Genomic DNA, 14,725 nt, shown 5'->3' on the forward strand with positions numbered 1-14,725 from the left:
GGAGTTGAAATGGCTTAGCGTATCGGGCTGCCCCTCAAGCGCATACTTGACCAGTCCGGTCGTTGTGCGGGCCGGGAGGGAGAGGCCAGGGTTATCATAGGTTTTCTCGGAGGCGTACAGCTCCCAGCAGCCCCGGCTGCCGCAGCTGCAAGGCTTGCCTTCCGCTTCAATCGTCATATGTCCGGTCTCGCCCGCATAGCCGCGCGCTCCCTTATACAACTCTCCGCCGATAATAATCCCCGACCCGATCCCCGAGCCTGCGCTGATATACAGCAGATGGCGAACATCGCGTGCTGCGCCGAAGTTCAGCTCCCCTTGCGCACCTGCATTGGCCTCATTATCAATGGTGACCGGCACCGCGAAGGCGCTTTCCAGAATCGAACGCAGATCAACCATCTCCCAGCCCAGGTTGGGTGCGAACAAGACAACGCCCTGCTCATCGACCATTCCCGGGACGCCGACACCAATGCCCACGAGTCCGTAATGAGAAGGCGGGGCGGTAGCGATCAGCTCCGAGATCATCTGCTGCATCTGCCCGAGCACATAAGGGAAGTCGTGGTTCTCCAGCACACTGTCCCGTTCATGAAGAATGCCGCCCCCCAGGTTGCAGAGTACAGCCTTAAGCTGTTTCACACGCAGCTCGAGCCCGATTACAGTTCCTGCCATTTCGTTAAAATGCAGCATTAGCGGCTTGCGCCCGCCGCTGGATTCCCCGGGTCCGGCTTCTGTAACCAGCTGCTGCCCGCATAGCTCGGCTACCAGATTGGAGACGGTAGCTTTATTAAGGCCTGTCACCCCGGATACCTTGGCCCGTGAGATAGGAGAATGCTTACGGATGGTATGTAAAATAATCGATTTGTTAATTTTTTTGACCAGCGCCTGATCACCGGTAACTTTCAAGCAGCACACTTCCTTTTGCAATATAAGAATTTATAGGTCTCATACAATAATGTTCGTCCGGTCTGCTGATCGGCGGCATGTAACAATGAGGAAAGCCGTTGTTTCAGGATAGAACGGGGGCCTTGCACGTGCGGGAAGAGGGTAGCTGTGAAGCTGCGCTCCGCTGCGCGGGTATGCCCCCTAGTCTAGAATGAAGAGCGCAAAAATGCAACTACATCCATTGAACTGGAGCGAAAGTGAAATTTCATAATTTTATATATATGGAATTTAAAAGGGTGGGTATAGGCTCTGGGATCAATCGAAATACCGAGAAAAATAAAAATAAAAAAACTTTGTTTAACCAATATACAAAGTCAAAGAGATGTGTTAAGATGATGCTGTAAACGCTTGCGGGCGAAGCAAAATATCGAGGAGGATTTTACAAATGGCTTATTTTGAAACAGTGAGCAAGATCTCTTACGAGGGAAGCCGTTCCACCAACCCTTATGCATTCAAATTCTACAATTCCAAAGAAATCGTAGCCGGCAAAACAATGGAAGAACACCTGAAATTTGCAATGGCTTACTGGCATACATTAACAGCTGGCGGTTCCGATCCGTTCGGCGCTGAAACTGCAGTCCGCGCTTGGGACAAACTGAGCACGCTCGACAAGGCTAAGGCCCGTGCTGAAGCAGCATTCGAATTCATGGATAAGATGGACCTGCAGTACTACTGCTTCCATGATGTGGACATCGCCCCTGAAGGCGCGTCCCTGCGTGAATTCTACAGCAACATCGATACCATCGTAGACATCCTTGAACAAGGCATGAAGGCTTCCGGCAAAAAATTGCTGTGGAACACTGCCAACATGTTCACCAACCCGCGCTACATGCACGGTGCAGGCTCCACATGCAACGCTGATGTATTCGCACACGCTGCTGCACAAGTGAAGAAGGGTCTGGAAGTGGGTAAACGTCTGGGCGCTGACAACTATGTATTCTGGGGCGGCCGTGAAGGTTATGAGACTCTGCTGAACACCAACATGCAGCTGGAGCAGGACAACATTGCCCGCCTGTTCAGCATGGCTGTTGATTATGCGAAGGAAATCGGCTTCGACGGCCAGTTCCTGATCGAGCCTAAGCCGAAAGAGCCTACCAAGCACCAATATGACTTCGATGCAGCAACCTGCATCGCATTCCTGCAGAAGTACAACCTGGATAAGCACTTCAAGCTGAACCTTGAAGCGAACCATGCTACACTGGCTGGCCACACCTTCGAGCATGAACTGCATGTAGCCCGTATTAACGGTATGCTGGGATCACTCGATGCGAACCAGGGCGATCCATTGCTCGGCTGGGATACAGATGAATTCCCTGCAAGCATCTACGATGCAACACTGACACTGTATGAAGTACTGAAGAACGATGGTCTGGGCAAAGGCGGAATCAACTTTGACTCCAAAGTACGCCGTCCTTCCTTCGAGCCTGAGGATCTGTTCCTGGCACACATCTCCGGTATGGACGTATACGCTAAGGGCCTGAAGGTAGCTGCTAAGCTGCTGGAAGACGGCGTATTCGAGAACTTCATTGCTGATCGTTACAGCAGCTTCAACGAAGGCGTTGGTGCTGACATCGTATCCGGCAAAGCGACACTGGCTTCGCTGGCTGACTACGCGCTGAACAACGAGAGCCCGCGTCCGAACAAATCCGGACGTCAGGAATTGCTGAGAGCTACACTTAACCAGTACATCCTGACTGCTGAGTAAGACGCTTCGGGATTTGCGGGATTGTCCGCAGATTCATTAGAGAATACACGCAACGGGGGTTGCTGAAGAGAGCATTCTTCGGCAGCCCCTTTTTTAATGCAGACTCGCGGGGTTTCCTGCGTAGTAGGGCATCGGAACTGCAGAAGTGAAATTATTCCATAAATGCGCTAAGTCTTGCGGATCTAGGACCGTGTGAGTGTATTTTGTGCAGTAGAATGCTCTAATTTCGCTGGGAAACAGCATTCTGCTGTATTCCGTACAACAGATATTTGAGGGTACCCTACAAAACAGACTTTTCAACAAATTCTAGTGTACAAAGTGCAATAGCTTACGATTTTTGGCCGATTTAACGAGAATCTATTGCAGGAAATACATTTGCGGCTGCATCTTAGGCGTACCTCTCGCGTACTTTGGCCGTCCCTTTAGTGAAAGGTGTTTTTGAACGGCTGCGGAGTCGTTTCAAGAGAAGTAATGCTTCATATAACTTTTAGGAGGATAACTATGAAATATGTAATCGGTGTCGATCTTGGAACCAGCGCGGTAAAGACTGTACTGGTAGATCCTCAGGGCAAGGTAGCCTTTGAGCACTCTGAAGCGTATCCGCTCAGCAGACCCCAGCCGAACTGGAGTGAGCAGAACCCGGAGGATTGGGTGAAGGGAACCATCGCCAGTCTGAAGCGTCTGATGGAAGTATCGGGCGCTAAGCCTGGACAGATCGACGGTATCAGTTTCTCCGGCCAGATGCACGGGCTTGTGCTCGTTGACGGCGAAGGCAAAGCGCTGCGTCCGGCCATTCTCTGGAATGATACGCGTACAACTGCGGAATGCCGTAAGATTGAGAAGAAGCTTGGCAGCAAGCTGATCGATATCGCCAGAAACCGCGCGCTCGAAGGCTTCACGCTTCCGAAGATTCTGTGGGTCCAGGAGCATGAGCCGGAGGTGCTCGCGAAGGCTGAATTATTCCTGCTGCCGAAGGATTATGTGCGCTACCACCTGACAGGTGACTATGCCATGGACTACTCCGATGCAGCGGGAACCCTGCTGCTCGACGTTGGCGCGAAGCAGTGGAGTGCGGAGATTGCCGGAGCGTTCGATCTGCCGGTCTCCCTCTGTCCGAGACTGGTGGAATCCTTCGAGCAGACCGGAACCCTGCTTCCGGCAGTTGCCGAAGCCTCCGGCCTGCTGCCTACCACCAAGGTGTTCGCCGGCGGGGCAGACAATGCCTGCGGCGCACTGGGTGCAGGCATTCTGGGTGAAGGCCGGACGATGTGCAGCATCGGGACTTCCGGTGTGGTGTTGTCTTACGAGAGCAATAAGGATCTTAACCTCGAAGGCAAGGTCCATTTCTTCAACCACAGTGAGAAGGATGCCTTCTACATTATGGGCGTGACCCTGGCGGCAGGACACAGCCTGACCTGGTTCAAGGAGACCTTTGCGCAAGACAAGAGCTTCGACGAATTGCTGCAGGGAGTGAACGAAATCCCGGCTGGCAGCAGCGGTCTCTTGTTCACCCCTTACATCAGCGGGGAACGTACACCGCACCCGGATGCAAGCATCCGCGGCAGCTTCATCGGTATGGATTCCGGACATACTCTGTCCCACTTTACCCGCGCTGTGCTGGAAGGCATCACCTTCTCGCTGCGTGAATCGATTGAGATTGTGCGTGAATCCGGCAAAGAGATTACCGAGGTTGTGGCGATCGGCGGCGGGGCCAAGAATGAAGCCTGGCTGCAGATGCAGGCTGATATCTTCGGCGCTACGATCATCAAGCTGGAGAGTGAGCAAGGTCCGGCTATGGGCGCAGCTATGCTGGCAGCCTACGGTGCAGGCTGGTTCGAATCCCTGGGTGAATGTGCGGAAGCCTTCATCCGTCCGGCAGAGACCTATACCCCTAATGCAGATCAGGCGGCGCTATATGACGGGATCTTCGCTTTGTATCAGAATGTATACGGCCAGACCCGCGAGCTGAATGAGAAGCTGGCTTCTTACCGGAAATAGAATATCCGCACGGAATGACTGCCATCCTGTACAGGGTGGCAGCTTATTTTCTTTTATATAGGTTATGGTATAAGCTTGCTGTAAAGTTTGTAATACGCTCTGTGAAGGGAGGCCCCAATTGATCAAAGTACTGATTGTGGATGATGAGCCCAAGCTGAGGGAAGGGATGCGCACCTTGATTCCCTGGGAGGAAAAGGGGTATACCGTAGTGGCGACAGCGGCTAACGGTTATGAAGCGCTGGACAAATTCCGTGAGCTGAAACCTGGACTTGTGATGGCAGATATCCGCATGCCGGGAATGACCGGGCTGGAATTGATCGCTGAGCTGCGCAAGGAGAATCCGGGCTGCCATGTGCTGATTCTGAGTGGCTATGCCGATTTTGAATATGCGAAGCAGGCCATCTCCTATCATATTGACGGCTATTTACTTAAGCCGGTGGATGAGGAGGAACTGATCAGCTATCTGCAGGAGCTGCGGGAGAAGATCAGCCTGGAAGAACGGATCAACGAATGGCAGGCGCTGGAGCCGGCAAGAACCACCGAGGTGCTGGTGCGGGAGCTGCTGCAGTCGAAGGAAGGCGGAGAGCCGGCGGCCGAGTTGGGTCTTAAGGACAGCAGCTGCGAGGTGGTGCTGCTGGAATTGAAAGGGCTTAACAAGGGGGAAGATGCCCGCGAAGATGCGGTGAAGCGGCTGATGGAGCGGCATTGGCAGGAGGAGGAGCGCGGCTTCTTCTTCACCCTTCCCCCATACATGGGAATTCTGCTGAAGGAGCCGCTCCGGGATGAACGCGCCCGGGCGGCGCTCTGGCAGGAGCTGTACCAGCTAATCTCGAAGGAGGGGCTGGAGTTCGTGGCCGCAGCGGGCGGAGCAGCTGTCCGGCCGGAGGAGGCCAGTGAGTCCTTCGGGGCCGCACGCGCCCGGCTGGAGGATGCCTTCTTCGGGCAGAAGAACACACTGCTCTGCGAAATGCCGGACCTCTGGGAGGAGCCTGCACAAGCTGCGGTTGAACCGGAGGAGGAGCCGGACCCCGAGCGTGACATCGAGGTGCAGCTGCTGCTGGCAGTGGAGGCTGGAAGCAGCGGGGTGGCCAGGGAGCTAACGCTGCAGATTATCCGCCAGCTCGTGCATACCCAGCGGGACGAGACCTATATCAAGGATCAGCTGCTGCGGATTGTCAGCAGCACAATTGCCCGGCTGGAGGCGGCGAGTCCTGAGCTGCGCCCGCTGATTGCCGGACAAGCCTCGCCGATGGGCGAGGTCTACAGCAGCAGATATCTGCATGATGCAGAGCGGCTGGTGTCGGGCTATATGGAGCAGCTCTCCCGGCTGACAGGCAGCGGAAGCGGGCGCGGCGATGAGATTAAGCGGATCACGGATCTGATCCAGCGGCGGTATAAGGAGAATTTGAAGCTGGGTACACTTGCGGAGATTTTTAACTACAATAGTGCCTATTTGGGTAAAATGTTCAAGAACCAGGTGGGCGAGCACTTCAATACGTATCTGGATAAGGTGCGGATCGAGAAGGCCAAGCAGCTGCTGTCTCAGGGCATGAAGGTCTATGAGGTAGCCGAGCAGGTTGGATACATGAACTCCGATTACTTCAACGCCAAATTCCGCAAATATGTCGGCGTCTCCCCAAGCGCGTACCGCAAGGAGAACTAGACTTAAAGCACTTAACGAAAAGCAAAAAGAAGCGGAAGGGAAATTTGGAACTGCAGGTCGCGGCAAGCTTGCAGATAATCAGGTATGAGGCTTATGATATACAGGCTGTTCCCCTTCTTGCAGAAGACCGGGAGCAGCCTGTTTGTATAGAGAGGGGAGATTGATATCAAAAAGCTGGTGCGGATGGTCAATAATATGAAGCTGAAATACAAGCTGATCTTCTTTTATATCATAGTGGTGATGATTCCCGTGCTGATTGCCGGGATTATTCTGACGAATTATTTTCGGGAGGGAGCCTTGAACAGAGCGATAGATCAGGCCACCAACAACGTGGAAAAGATCAAAAGCCAGTTGTACAGCAAGCTGCGTGTCCCTACAGATATTTCGAATCTGCTCTATTTCGATGAGGATCTGGAGCGGCTGGTTAATACGCATTATCCGAGTATCCTGGAGCTGACCAAGGCTTACCTGAATTATACCGACCTCAAGGAATATGTGCTGCGGTACCGGGAAATCTCCAATATCCGCTTTTTTATCGATAATCCCACACTGGTGGACGATATGTCCATCGCGCCGGTAACGCCGGAGATCCGTACGAGAAACTGGTATACACAGGCTATGCAGAACAATCAGATCTACTGGATGTATATCCACGATAAGGACCCTTATATCAACAGCCCCAAAGGAACCATCAACAAGCTGAGCCTGGTCCGCCAGGTGCCCTACCCAGAATATAGCAAGTCAGGAATTCTGATGGTGCAGGTGAATCAGAATGAGCTGAACCAGATGCTGCACCAGGAGCCGTTCGAGACCATTATTATCGATGAGCAGGGCTATATTGTATCTGCCAAAAACCCGCAGCTGGTGGGCAGCACGGTGGATGCTTTTGACATAGGGATTGATGTGCAGGCGCAGTCCAAGGGCGTGTTCACGACCCAGGTGAAGGACAAGGATTCCTACGTCATCATCGATGAGATGATCCCTGAGCTGAGTGTCAGCAGGCTGAAGATTATCTCGGTATTTGAGACCAAAAGTATTCTGAGCGATGCCAATAAGGTGAGTCAGCTGGGCCTGTTTATCGTAATCGGGGTGCTGCTGGTTGCGCTTGTACTGGTCTATACGATCTCGCTGCTGACGAGCAATCGGCTGCTGCGGCTGAGCCGCCAGCTCAATCAAGTGGCCCTCGGGAACCTGAATGTCGTCTCTCACATTGACGGAACAGATGAGATCGGCCAGCTGTCGCGCCAGTTCAACTACATGGTAGCCAGCATCAACCAGCTGATTACCCAGGTGATAGAGAGCAATGAGAAGAACAGTACGCTGGAGATCGCGCAGCGGGAGATTAAGCTGAAGATGATGGCCAGTCAGATCCATCCGCATTTTCTGTTCAACGCCCTGGAGTCCATCCGTATGAATGCCCATCTGAGGGGAGAGAAGGAGATCGCCAATATTGTCCGGCTGCTGGGCAAGCTGATGCGCAAGAATCTGGAAGTCGGCCGGGAGAGAGCGCCTATCAAGGAAGAGATTGAGATGATCCGCTCCTATCTGGAGATTCAGAAGTTCCGGTACGAGGACAGGCTGGAATATGAGATTACCTTCGATCCCGCCGCCGCTGAGGTGATGATACCGCCGCTGATTATCCAGCCGCTGGTGGAGAATTCGGTCGTTCACGGTCTGGAGAATAAGGAAGGCACGGTGCATGTCAGCATCGCTATTACCCTCACGGAGAATCAGGAGATTCAGGTGATTGTAATGGATGACGGGATCGGGATGAAGGAAGGACGGCTGTCCGAGATTATGGAGGTCATCACCAAGGTGGAGGAAGAGGAGCAGGGCCGGATCGGGCTGCGCAATGTGCAGCAGAGACTGACTCTGTATTACGGAGCGGAGCACGGGCTGAATATCTCAAGCCGGGAAGGAGAGGGGACACGGATTACATTTTCAATCCCTAGGGACAGTGATTTGAAGGCTTAAGGGGATACAGGCGGGGAGAATGTCTAATTTCTATAGGTTTTTACGTGAAATCTGTTGGGTATTCTCGCCCCCGGCGCTGGGATAAGATAAAGCTATCAAAGCGAAGGGGGAATATTGATCGTGAAAGCGCTCACTGAAAGCGGTGTTACAGCAAATGAAAGCGTAACCCCCCGCCCACCTGCGAAACGGAATAGTGGATTTTGGAAAAGCGTACTCCAGCAAAAGTACTTATACCTGATGTCCCTTCCATTCGTAATCTGGGTATTTATATTCAGCTATGTGCCTATATGGGGATGGCTAATGGCCTTCCAGAATTATAAGCCGGTCAGGTCGTTCAGCGAACAGAAATGGGTTGGACTGGATAACTTCAGGGAGCTGTTCCAGGATGAACGCTTCTACCTTGTATTAAGAAATACACTGGCGATGAGTATGCTGGGGCTGATCTTCGGCTTCGTGGTTCCGATTCTGTTTGCGGTCTTGCTCAATGAGCTGCGCGGAAGCGTCTTCAAAAGAACGGTCCAGACGATATCTTACCTGCCCCACTTTGTATCCTGGGTGGTTGTAGGCGGAATTGTCTACAAGACGCTTGCGATTGACGGGGGGATCGTGAATGATTTGCTGCTCTGGATGAATGTGATTGATGAGCCGATCCAGTTCATGGCTAAAGGTAAATACTTCTGGGGAGTCTTAACCGCAGCGGATATTTGGAAAGAAACAGGCTGGAATGCAATTATCTATCTGGCAGCGATTACAGGCATTGATAAAGAGCTGTATGAAGCGGCGAAGGTGGATGGGGCAGGCAGAATCAAACAGATGTTCAATATTACATTGCCGGGGATTCGTACGACGATTACGGTACTCCTGATCATGTCGATTGGTCATCTGGTCGGAATCGGCTTTGAGAAGCAGTTCCAATTGCAGAACAATCTTGTTACCGATTATTCGGAAGTGTTGGATTTGTATGCGCTTAAATACGGGATACAGATTGGACGGTTCTCCTATGGTACAGCGATAAGCATGTTCACCTCGGTAGTCAGTGTCATTCTGCTGTTCACGGCTAACGGAGTGATGAAGAAATTAACGAAAGAAAGCATTATGTAAGGAGGGGATCAAATGGGCGGCAAAGCTTTTCAAATGTCTAAAGGTGAACGCATATTCGACGTGTTTCTCTACATCACTCTGGGATTAGTCATGATTGTGACCTTATATCCCTTTCTGAACGTGCTGGCGATTTCCTTCAATGAATCTACAGATACGGTCCGGGGCGGCATCTATATCTTCCCGCGGGTCTGGACTCTGGAGAATTACCAGCGGATCTTCAGCTATACCGGCCTGATTCAAGGCTTCAAAATATCGATTCTGCGTACCGTTTCAGGTACACTGCTGGGTCTGGTGAGTTCCTCTATGCTGGCGTTTACGCTCAGCCGTCCGGAATTCAGAGCGAGAAGATTCATCTCGGTTTTTCTGGCCTTGACCATGTATTTCTCTGGCGGTATGGTGCCGATGTACATTCTGATGAAGGATTTGCATCTGATCGGGACGTTCTGGATCTACATTTTGCCGGGTGCGGTTGCCGCATTTAATGTGTTCATTATCCGCTCCTTTATGGACGGACTGCCCTTTGCCCTGCAGGAATCGGCTAAGCTGGACGGGGCGAATGACTTTATGATTTTCTACAAAATCATCCTTCCGCTCTGCAAGCCGGTACTCGCAACTGTCGCGCTGTTCCTGGCTGTAGGACAATGGAATGAGTGGTTCACCACCTATCTCTACAACGGCAACAAGCCGCATCTGACTACGCTGCAGTACGAGCTGATGAAGGTCCTGTCTTCGACCAATCAGGGCAGCGGCATGGCAAATGCGAATGATATGGCCAGACAGATGGCGCAGATTTCACCGGAGTCGATCAAGATGGCGATTACCATTGTCGTAACCGTGCCGATTCTCGTGGTCTATCCGTTCCTGCAAAAGTATTTTGTCGGCGGGATGACGTTGGGTGCAGTTAAGGCATAGGCTTTAACCCAGGAGTGACAGGGGAGAAGCTGCCGGGTTCAGTGCAGGGCCGGGCAGCTAACCCGCTTAGGTAATTAATGGAAACTTATATTTATAGTAGTTTTGCAAGCGTTCACAATGGTATATTCAGGTCTCACCTGATATGCATAGAGGCAATATATTAAGATACAAGGGGGATACACAATGAACCGCAAGAGTACCAAGACCATCTTCACACTCCTGCTGATGAGCTCGATGCTGATCGCTGGTTGTGGAGGCAACGGCAATAATGCAGCCAACAATACGACTCCTAACAACACAGGAACTACACCTGATGCTACTGCCGCAGCAGATGATACGGCTCTAGATACCTCGCCAGCTACATTCACCTTCTTCGGTGCCGATGCCAGTCCGAACTGGAACAAGATGCAGGATGATGTTGGTAAAGCCATTACAGAAAAGACAGGCGTCACCCTTGAAGCTGAATTCGATGTAGGCAGCGGCGGCGGCGACCAGAAGATTGCGATGATGGCAGCCAGCGGAGACGTTCCTGATATTATTTTCGCTAAAGGTAGTCTGAGTACCCTGGTGGATGCCGGCCTGATCCTTGATATGACGGACCTCATTGATAAATATGGCCCTAACCTCAAGAAGGTCTACGGCGAGAACATGAACCGTCTGAAGTACAGCCTGGACGATCAGAGTATTTATCAGATTCCTACGAATATGGGTGTCGGCCAGAAGTCCTTCGATGCCACAGGCGGATTTGAAATCCAGCATCGTGTGCTTAAAGAGCTAGGCTATCCGAAGGTACGGACTGTAGCTGATTTTGAAAAGGTGCTGAAGGATTATGTCGCTCTGCATCCGGAAACCGATGGACAGCCTACGATTCCGCTGACGCTGAATGCCGATGACTGGAAGATTATGATCACCGTGACCAACCCGGCCTTCACTACAACCGGCGCACCGGATGACGGTGAATATTATGTGGACCCTGAGACCTTCGAAGCGAAGCTTCACTACAAACGCGCCGAAGAAAAGGAATACTTCCGCTGGCTGAACGGCATGTACAATCAAGGCCTGCTCGATAAGGATACCTTCGTACAAAAGGATGACCAGTACAAAGCGAAAGTAGCCAGCGGCCGTGTACTCGGTCTGATCTCCCAGGAATGGGAATACTCTGATGGTGAGAATGCCCTGAAGGCTGCCGGCAAAGACGAGTATACCTATGGACACTTCCCTGTAACCCTGACCGAAGAGTATAAGGATCATTCCTTCATGCAGACCGGTATCGACGGTTACGGTATCGCAATTACTACAGCAGCCAAAGATCCTGAGCGGATCATCAAATGGCTGGACTGGATGTCCTCCGATGAAGGCCAGGTCCTGAGAACCTGGGGGATTAAAGACAAGCACTATACTGTGGATGCAAACGGCAAACGTGAGGTTCTGCCTGAGATCCGTGACGGCTTAGCCAATGATACAGCGAACACTCAAAAAACAACCGGGATCGGCCAGTACCTGATCTTCGGTGCACGGTATGGCGACGGCGTGAAGGATTCAACAGACAACTATTACACCACAAGCTTCCCTGAGCAGATTGTTGCTTCGTACTCAGAAGCTGAGAAGGAATCCCTTGCCGGATATAAAGCGACTACCTGGAAGGACCTGTTCCCGAAAGAGGATGAATTCCCTGTAAAAGAAACAGGTGCCCTGTACAACCTGCCGGTTCCGACAGACGGTAAATATCAAGTCATTTTCAAAAAGACCCAGGACATCGTACGTAAACGTATCCCGGAAGCGATTCTGTCCAAACCGGCTGATTTCGATAAAGTCTATGATGCCTTCCTGGCTGAGCTGGACAAAGCCGGCGCTCAGGATATGGAAAAAGAATTCACTGAGCTGGTGAAGAAGAGAGTATCCCTGTGGACAGGCAAAAATCTGTAAATCCTAATAGGATGTAGCATGATCCAGAGTATAGCAGAAGGCAGAAAGGCCCGACTTAGGTCAGGGCCTTTTGCTGTATTCAGAACTTAGTACGAAGGGTGAGGAGAATATGGAAACTAAACAAAAGAAATCCGCGTGGAAGCTTAGATACAGCCAGCCCGCAGCCGTCTGGGAAGAGGCGCTGCCGCTGGGGAACGGGCACATGGGGGCTATGGTATTCGGCGGTACCGCCAGAGAGCTGATCTCGCTGAATGAGGATACCTTATGGTCCGGGTTCCCCCGGGATACCAATAATTATGAAGCGCTCAGGTATCTGGAGAGAACCCGGGAGCTAATCGCTGCAGGCCACTATGGCGAGGCCGAGGATATGGTGAATGCCCATATGCTGGGGGTCAACGCCCAGGCCTACATGCCGCTCGGGGACCTGATTCTTACGCAGCCGGGCGCAGAGAACTGTACGGCTTATGAAAGAGAGCTGGATTTGGATAGCGGAGTTGCCAAAGTGACCTACCAGACGGAGCAGGGCAACTTCACCCGTGAGGTGTTCATCAGCACACCGGACCAGGTCGGTGTCGTGCATCTGACAAGCGGTCAGCCGGGAGGAATTCACCTGGAGCTTGCACTGGACAGCCAATTACAGCATAGCGTTAGTCCAGCGGAGGGGAACGGGCTGGTAATGAAGGGGCGCTGCCCCTCGCATATTGCTGACAATTACCACCAGGATCATCCGCTTGCGGTGCTCTATGAGGAGGGGCTTGGAGTTGCGTTCGAGCTGCACCTGCATGTACAGGTCACCGGGGGAAGTATCGGGAATTCCGCAGGCAAGCTGGTAATCAGTGGCGCGGAGCGTGTGCTGCTGCTGCTGGCTGCCGGGACAGATTATGAGGAGGTGCGGGCCAGAGCAAGCCATAGAGCCGCAGCGCCAGCTCAGTATTCCACAGCTATGCTAAGCCCGGCGGAGCTATGCGCCAGCAGATTAAGCGCTGCGGCGGGTAAGACTTATGAGGAGCTGCGGAGAAGGCATACCGGGGATCATCAGGCGATCTTCCGCCGGGTGGATCTGGATCTCGGCGGTCACGAGGCGGAGGAGCGGCCAACCGATGTACGTCTGGCTGCCTATCAGGAGGGGGTAGAAGACCCGGCACTGGAGGCCCTGCTGTTCCAATATGGCCGCTATCTGCTGATGGGCAGCTCACGGGCCGGAACACAGGCGGCGAATCTGCAGGGGATCTGGAATCCCCATGTTCAGCCGCCATGGAACAGCAATTACACGACCAATATTAATACGCAGATGAACTATTGGCTGGCGGAGGTCTGCAATCTCAGCGAATGCCATGAACCGCTCCTTGAGCTGACTAAGGAGCTTAGTGAGACCGGAGCCAGAACGGCTGCCATCCATTATGGAGCGCGCGGCTGGGCAGCCCATCATAATGTGGATCTGTGGAAGGCTTCCACACTGTCTGGCGGAGATGCCAGCTGGGCCTTCTGGCCCATGGGCGGCGTGTGGCTATGCCGTCACCTGTGGGAGCATTACGAATTCAACCCGGATTTGGAGTATTTGGGCGAGACCGCTTATCCGCTAATGAAAGGAGCAGCCCTCTTCTGCCTGGATTGGCTGGTGGAAGGACCGGAGGGCCGGCTGGTTACCAGCCCGTCTACTTCGCCGGAGAACCGGTTTGTCACGGAGGACGGCAGGGCTTGCAGTATATCTATGGGCTCGGCCATGGATATGAGCCTCATCGCTGAGTTAATGCAGCACTGCCTGGAGGCTGCGCGTATTCTCAGCGTGGACGCTAAGTTTCAGGAGGAGCTGGAGCAGACGCTTGCCCGTCTGTCTCCGCTGAAGATCAGCAAGAGCGGACGGGTGCAGGAATGGCTCTATGACTTCGCCGAAGCAGAGCCGGGGCACCGCCATGTCTCCCACCTGTACAGCCTGTATCCGGGCAACCGGATTAACAGGCGGGACACGCCGGAGCTGCTGGAAGCCAGCCGTTTAACGCTGGAGCAGCGGGTTGCTTCCGGCGGGGGACATACCGGCTGGAGCTGTGCTTGGCTGATCAATCTCTATGCCCGGCTCGCAGACGGCGATGCGGCTTACGGCTATGTGCGCACGCTGCTAACCCGCTCCATCTACACCAACCTGTTCGATGCGCATCCGCCGTTTCAGATTGACGGTAATTTCGGTGCGGCCGCCGGAATTGCAGAAATGCTGCTGCAGAGTCATCTCGGGGAGCTTGCGCTGCTTCCCGCGCTGCCGGGAGCCTGGAAGAACGGCCGTATCAGCGGCCTGAAGGCACGCGGGGGGTATGAGGTGGACATCGAATGGCAGGCTGGGGTTCTGGTATCCGCGCGGATTACAGCCCGGTTCGATGGAACGTTGCGCCTCGGCTATACGCAAGAGCTGATGCTACAGCTTGCAGACGGCCAACGACAGGCGCTGAACGGTACGCTTGAGGTTATGGCTGGCGGGGTGTATTGGGTGGGGGTGTGAGCACCTAAGGGACAAG

The 14,725-nt window shown here is 53.1% G+C and carries 9 protein-coding genes; 8 read left to right on the forward strand and 1 reads right to left on the reverse strand.

Going from position 1 to position 14,725, the window contains the following annotated elements; translation table 11 throughout:
- On the reverse strand, positions 1-900 hold a 900-nt coding region (locus C162_RS13220), incomplete at its 3' end, for an ROK family protein (protein WP_036694947.1).
- A gap of 424 nt (positions 901-1,324) precedes the next feature.
- On the opposite strand from C162_RS13220, the gene xylA reads away from it, so the two are divergent.
- From xylA to C162_RS13260, 8 genes are all read left to right on the forward strand, one after another.
- Positions 1,325-2,644: a xylose isomerase gene (gene xylA, locus C162_RS13225; protein ID WP_036694948.1), complete on the forward strand. Its 1,320-nt coding sequence runs from the start codon at positions 1,325-1,327 to the stop codon at positions 2,642-2,644.
- Positions 2,645-3,145: 501 nt separating this feature from the next.
- Positions 3,146-4,642 (forward strand): xylulokinase, encoded by a 1,497-nt coding sequence (xylB, locus tag C162_RS13230; RefSeq protein ID WP_036694949.1) that lies wholly within the window; start codon positions 3,146-3,148, stop codon positions 4,640-4,642.
- Between the two features lie 118 nt (positions 4,643-4,760).
- Positions 4,761-6,305 (forward strand): response regulator transcription factor, encoded by a 1,545-nt coding sequence (locus C162_RS13235; RefSeq protein ID WP_036694950.1) that lies wholly within the window; start codon positions 4,761-4,763, stop codon positions 6,303-6,305.
- 195 nt (positions 6,306-6,500) lie between these two features.
- Entirely contained in the window at positions 6,501-8,279 is a 1,779-nt protein-coding gene (locus tag C162_RS13240; protein ID WP_235218425.1) for a sensor histidine kinase, read from the forward strand.
- A 114-nt stretch (positions 8,280-8,393) separates the two neighbouring features.
- On the forward strand, positions 8,394-9,380 hold the full coding sequence (locus C162_RS13245; RefSeq protein WP_372238090.1) for an ABC transporter permease: 987 nt from the start codon (positions 8,394-8,396) through the stop codon (positions 9,378-9,380).
- Between the two features lie 12 nt (positions 9,381-9,392).
- On the forward strand, positions 9,393-10,292 hold the full coding sequence (locus C162_RS13250; RefSeq protein WP_036694953.1) for a carbohydrate ABC transporter permease: 900 nt from the start codon (positions 9,393-9,395) through the stop codon (positions 10,290-10,292).
- Positions 10,293-10,475: 183 nt separating this feature from the next.
- Complete coding sequence (locus tag C162_RS13255; RefSeq protein WP_036694954.1) at positions 10,476-12,218, forward strand: ABC transporter substrate-binding protein; 1,743 nt, start codon at positions 10,476-10,478, stop codon at positions 12,216-12,218.
- 109 nt (positions 12,219-12,327) lie between these two features.
- Positions 12,328-14,709, forward strand: coding sequence for a glycoside hydrolase family 95 protein (locus tag C162_RS13260; RefSeq protein ID WP_036694986.1), 2,382 nt, complete (start codon positions 12,328-12,330; stop codon positions 14,707-14,709).
- Positions 14,710-14,725: the final 16 nt, after the last annotated feature.

Origin of the sequence: Paenibacillus sp. FSL R7-269 (genome assembly GCF_000517865.1) — a bacterium.
Lineage (GTDB): Bacteria > Bacillota > Bacilli > Paenibacillales > Paenibacillaceae > Paenibacillus_AQ.

Excerpts from the sequence above, each read along its gene's own strand:
- xylA (WP_036694948.1), top strand. The coding sequence starts at position 1,325 with ATGGCTTATTTTGAAACAGTGAGCAAGATCTCTTACGAGGGAAGCCGT.
- xylB (WP_036694949.1), top strand. The coding sequence starts at position 3,146 with ATGAAATATGTAATCGGTGTCGATCTTGGAACCAGCGCGGTAAAGACT.
- C162_RS13240 (WP_235218425.1), top strand. The coding sequence starts at position 6,501 with ATGAAGCTGAAATACAAGCTGATCTTCTTTTATATCATAGTGGTGATG.
- C162_RS13250 (WP_036694953.1), top strand. The coding sequence starts at position 9,393 with ATGGGCGGCAAAGCTTTTCAAATGTCTAAAGGTGAACGCATATTCGAC.
- C162_RS13255 (WP_036694954.1), top strand. The coding sequence starts at position 10,476 with ATGAACCGCAAGAGTACCAAGACCATCTTCACACTCCTGCTGATGAGC.
- C162_RS13260 (WP_036694986.1), top strand. The coding sequence starts at position 12,328 with ATGGAAACTAAACAAAAGAAATCCGCGTGGAAGCTTAGATACAGCCAG.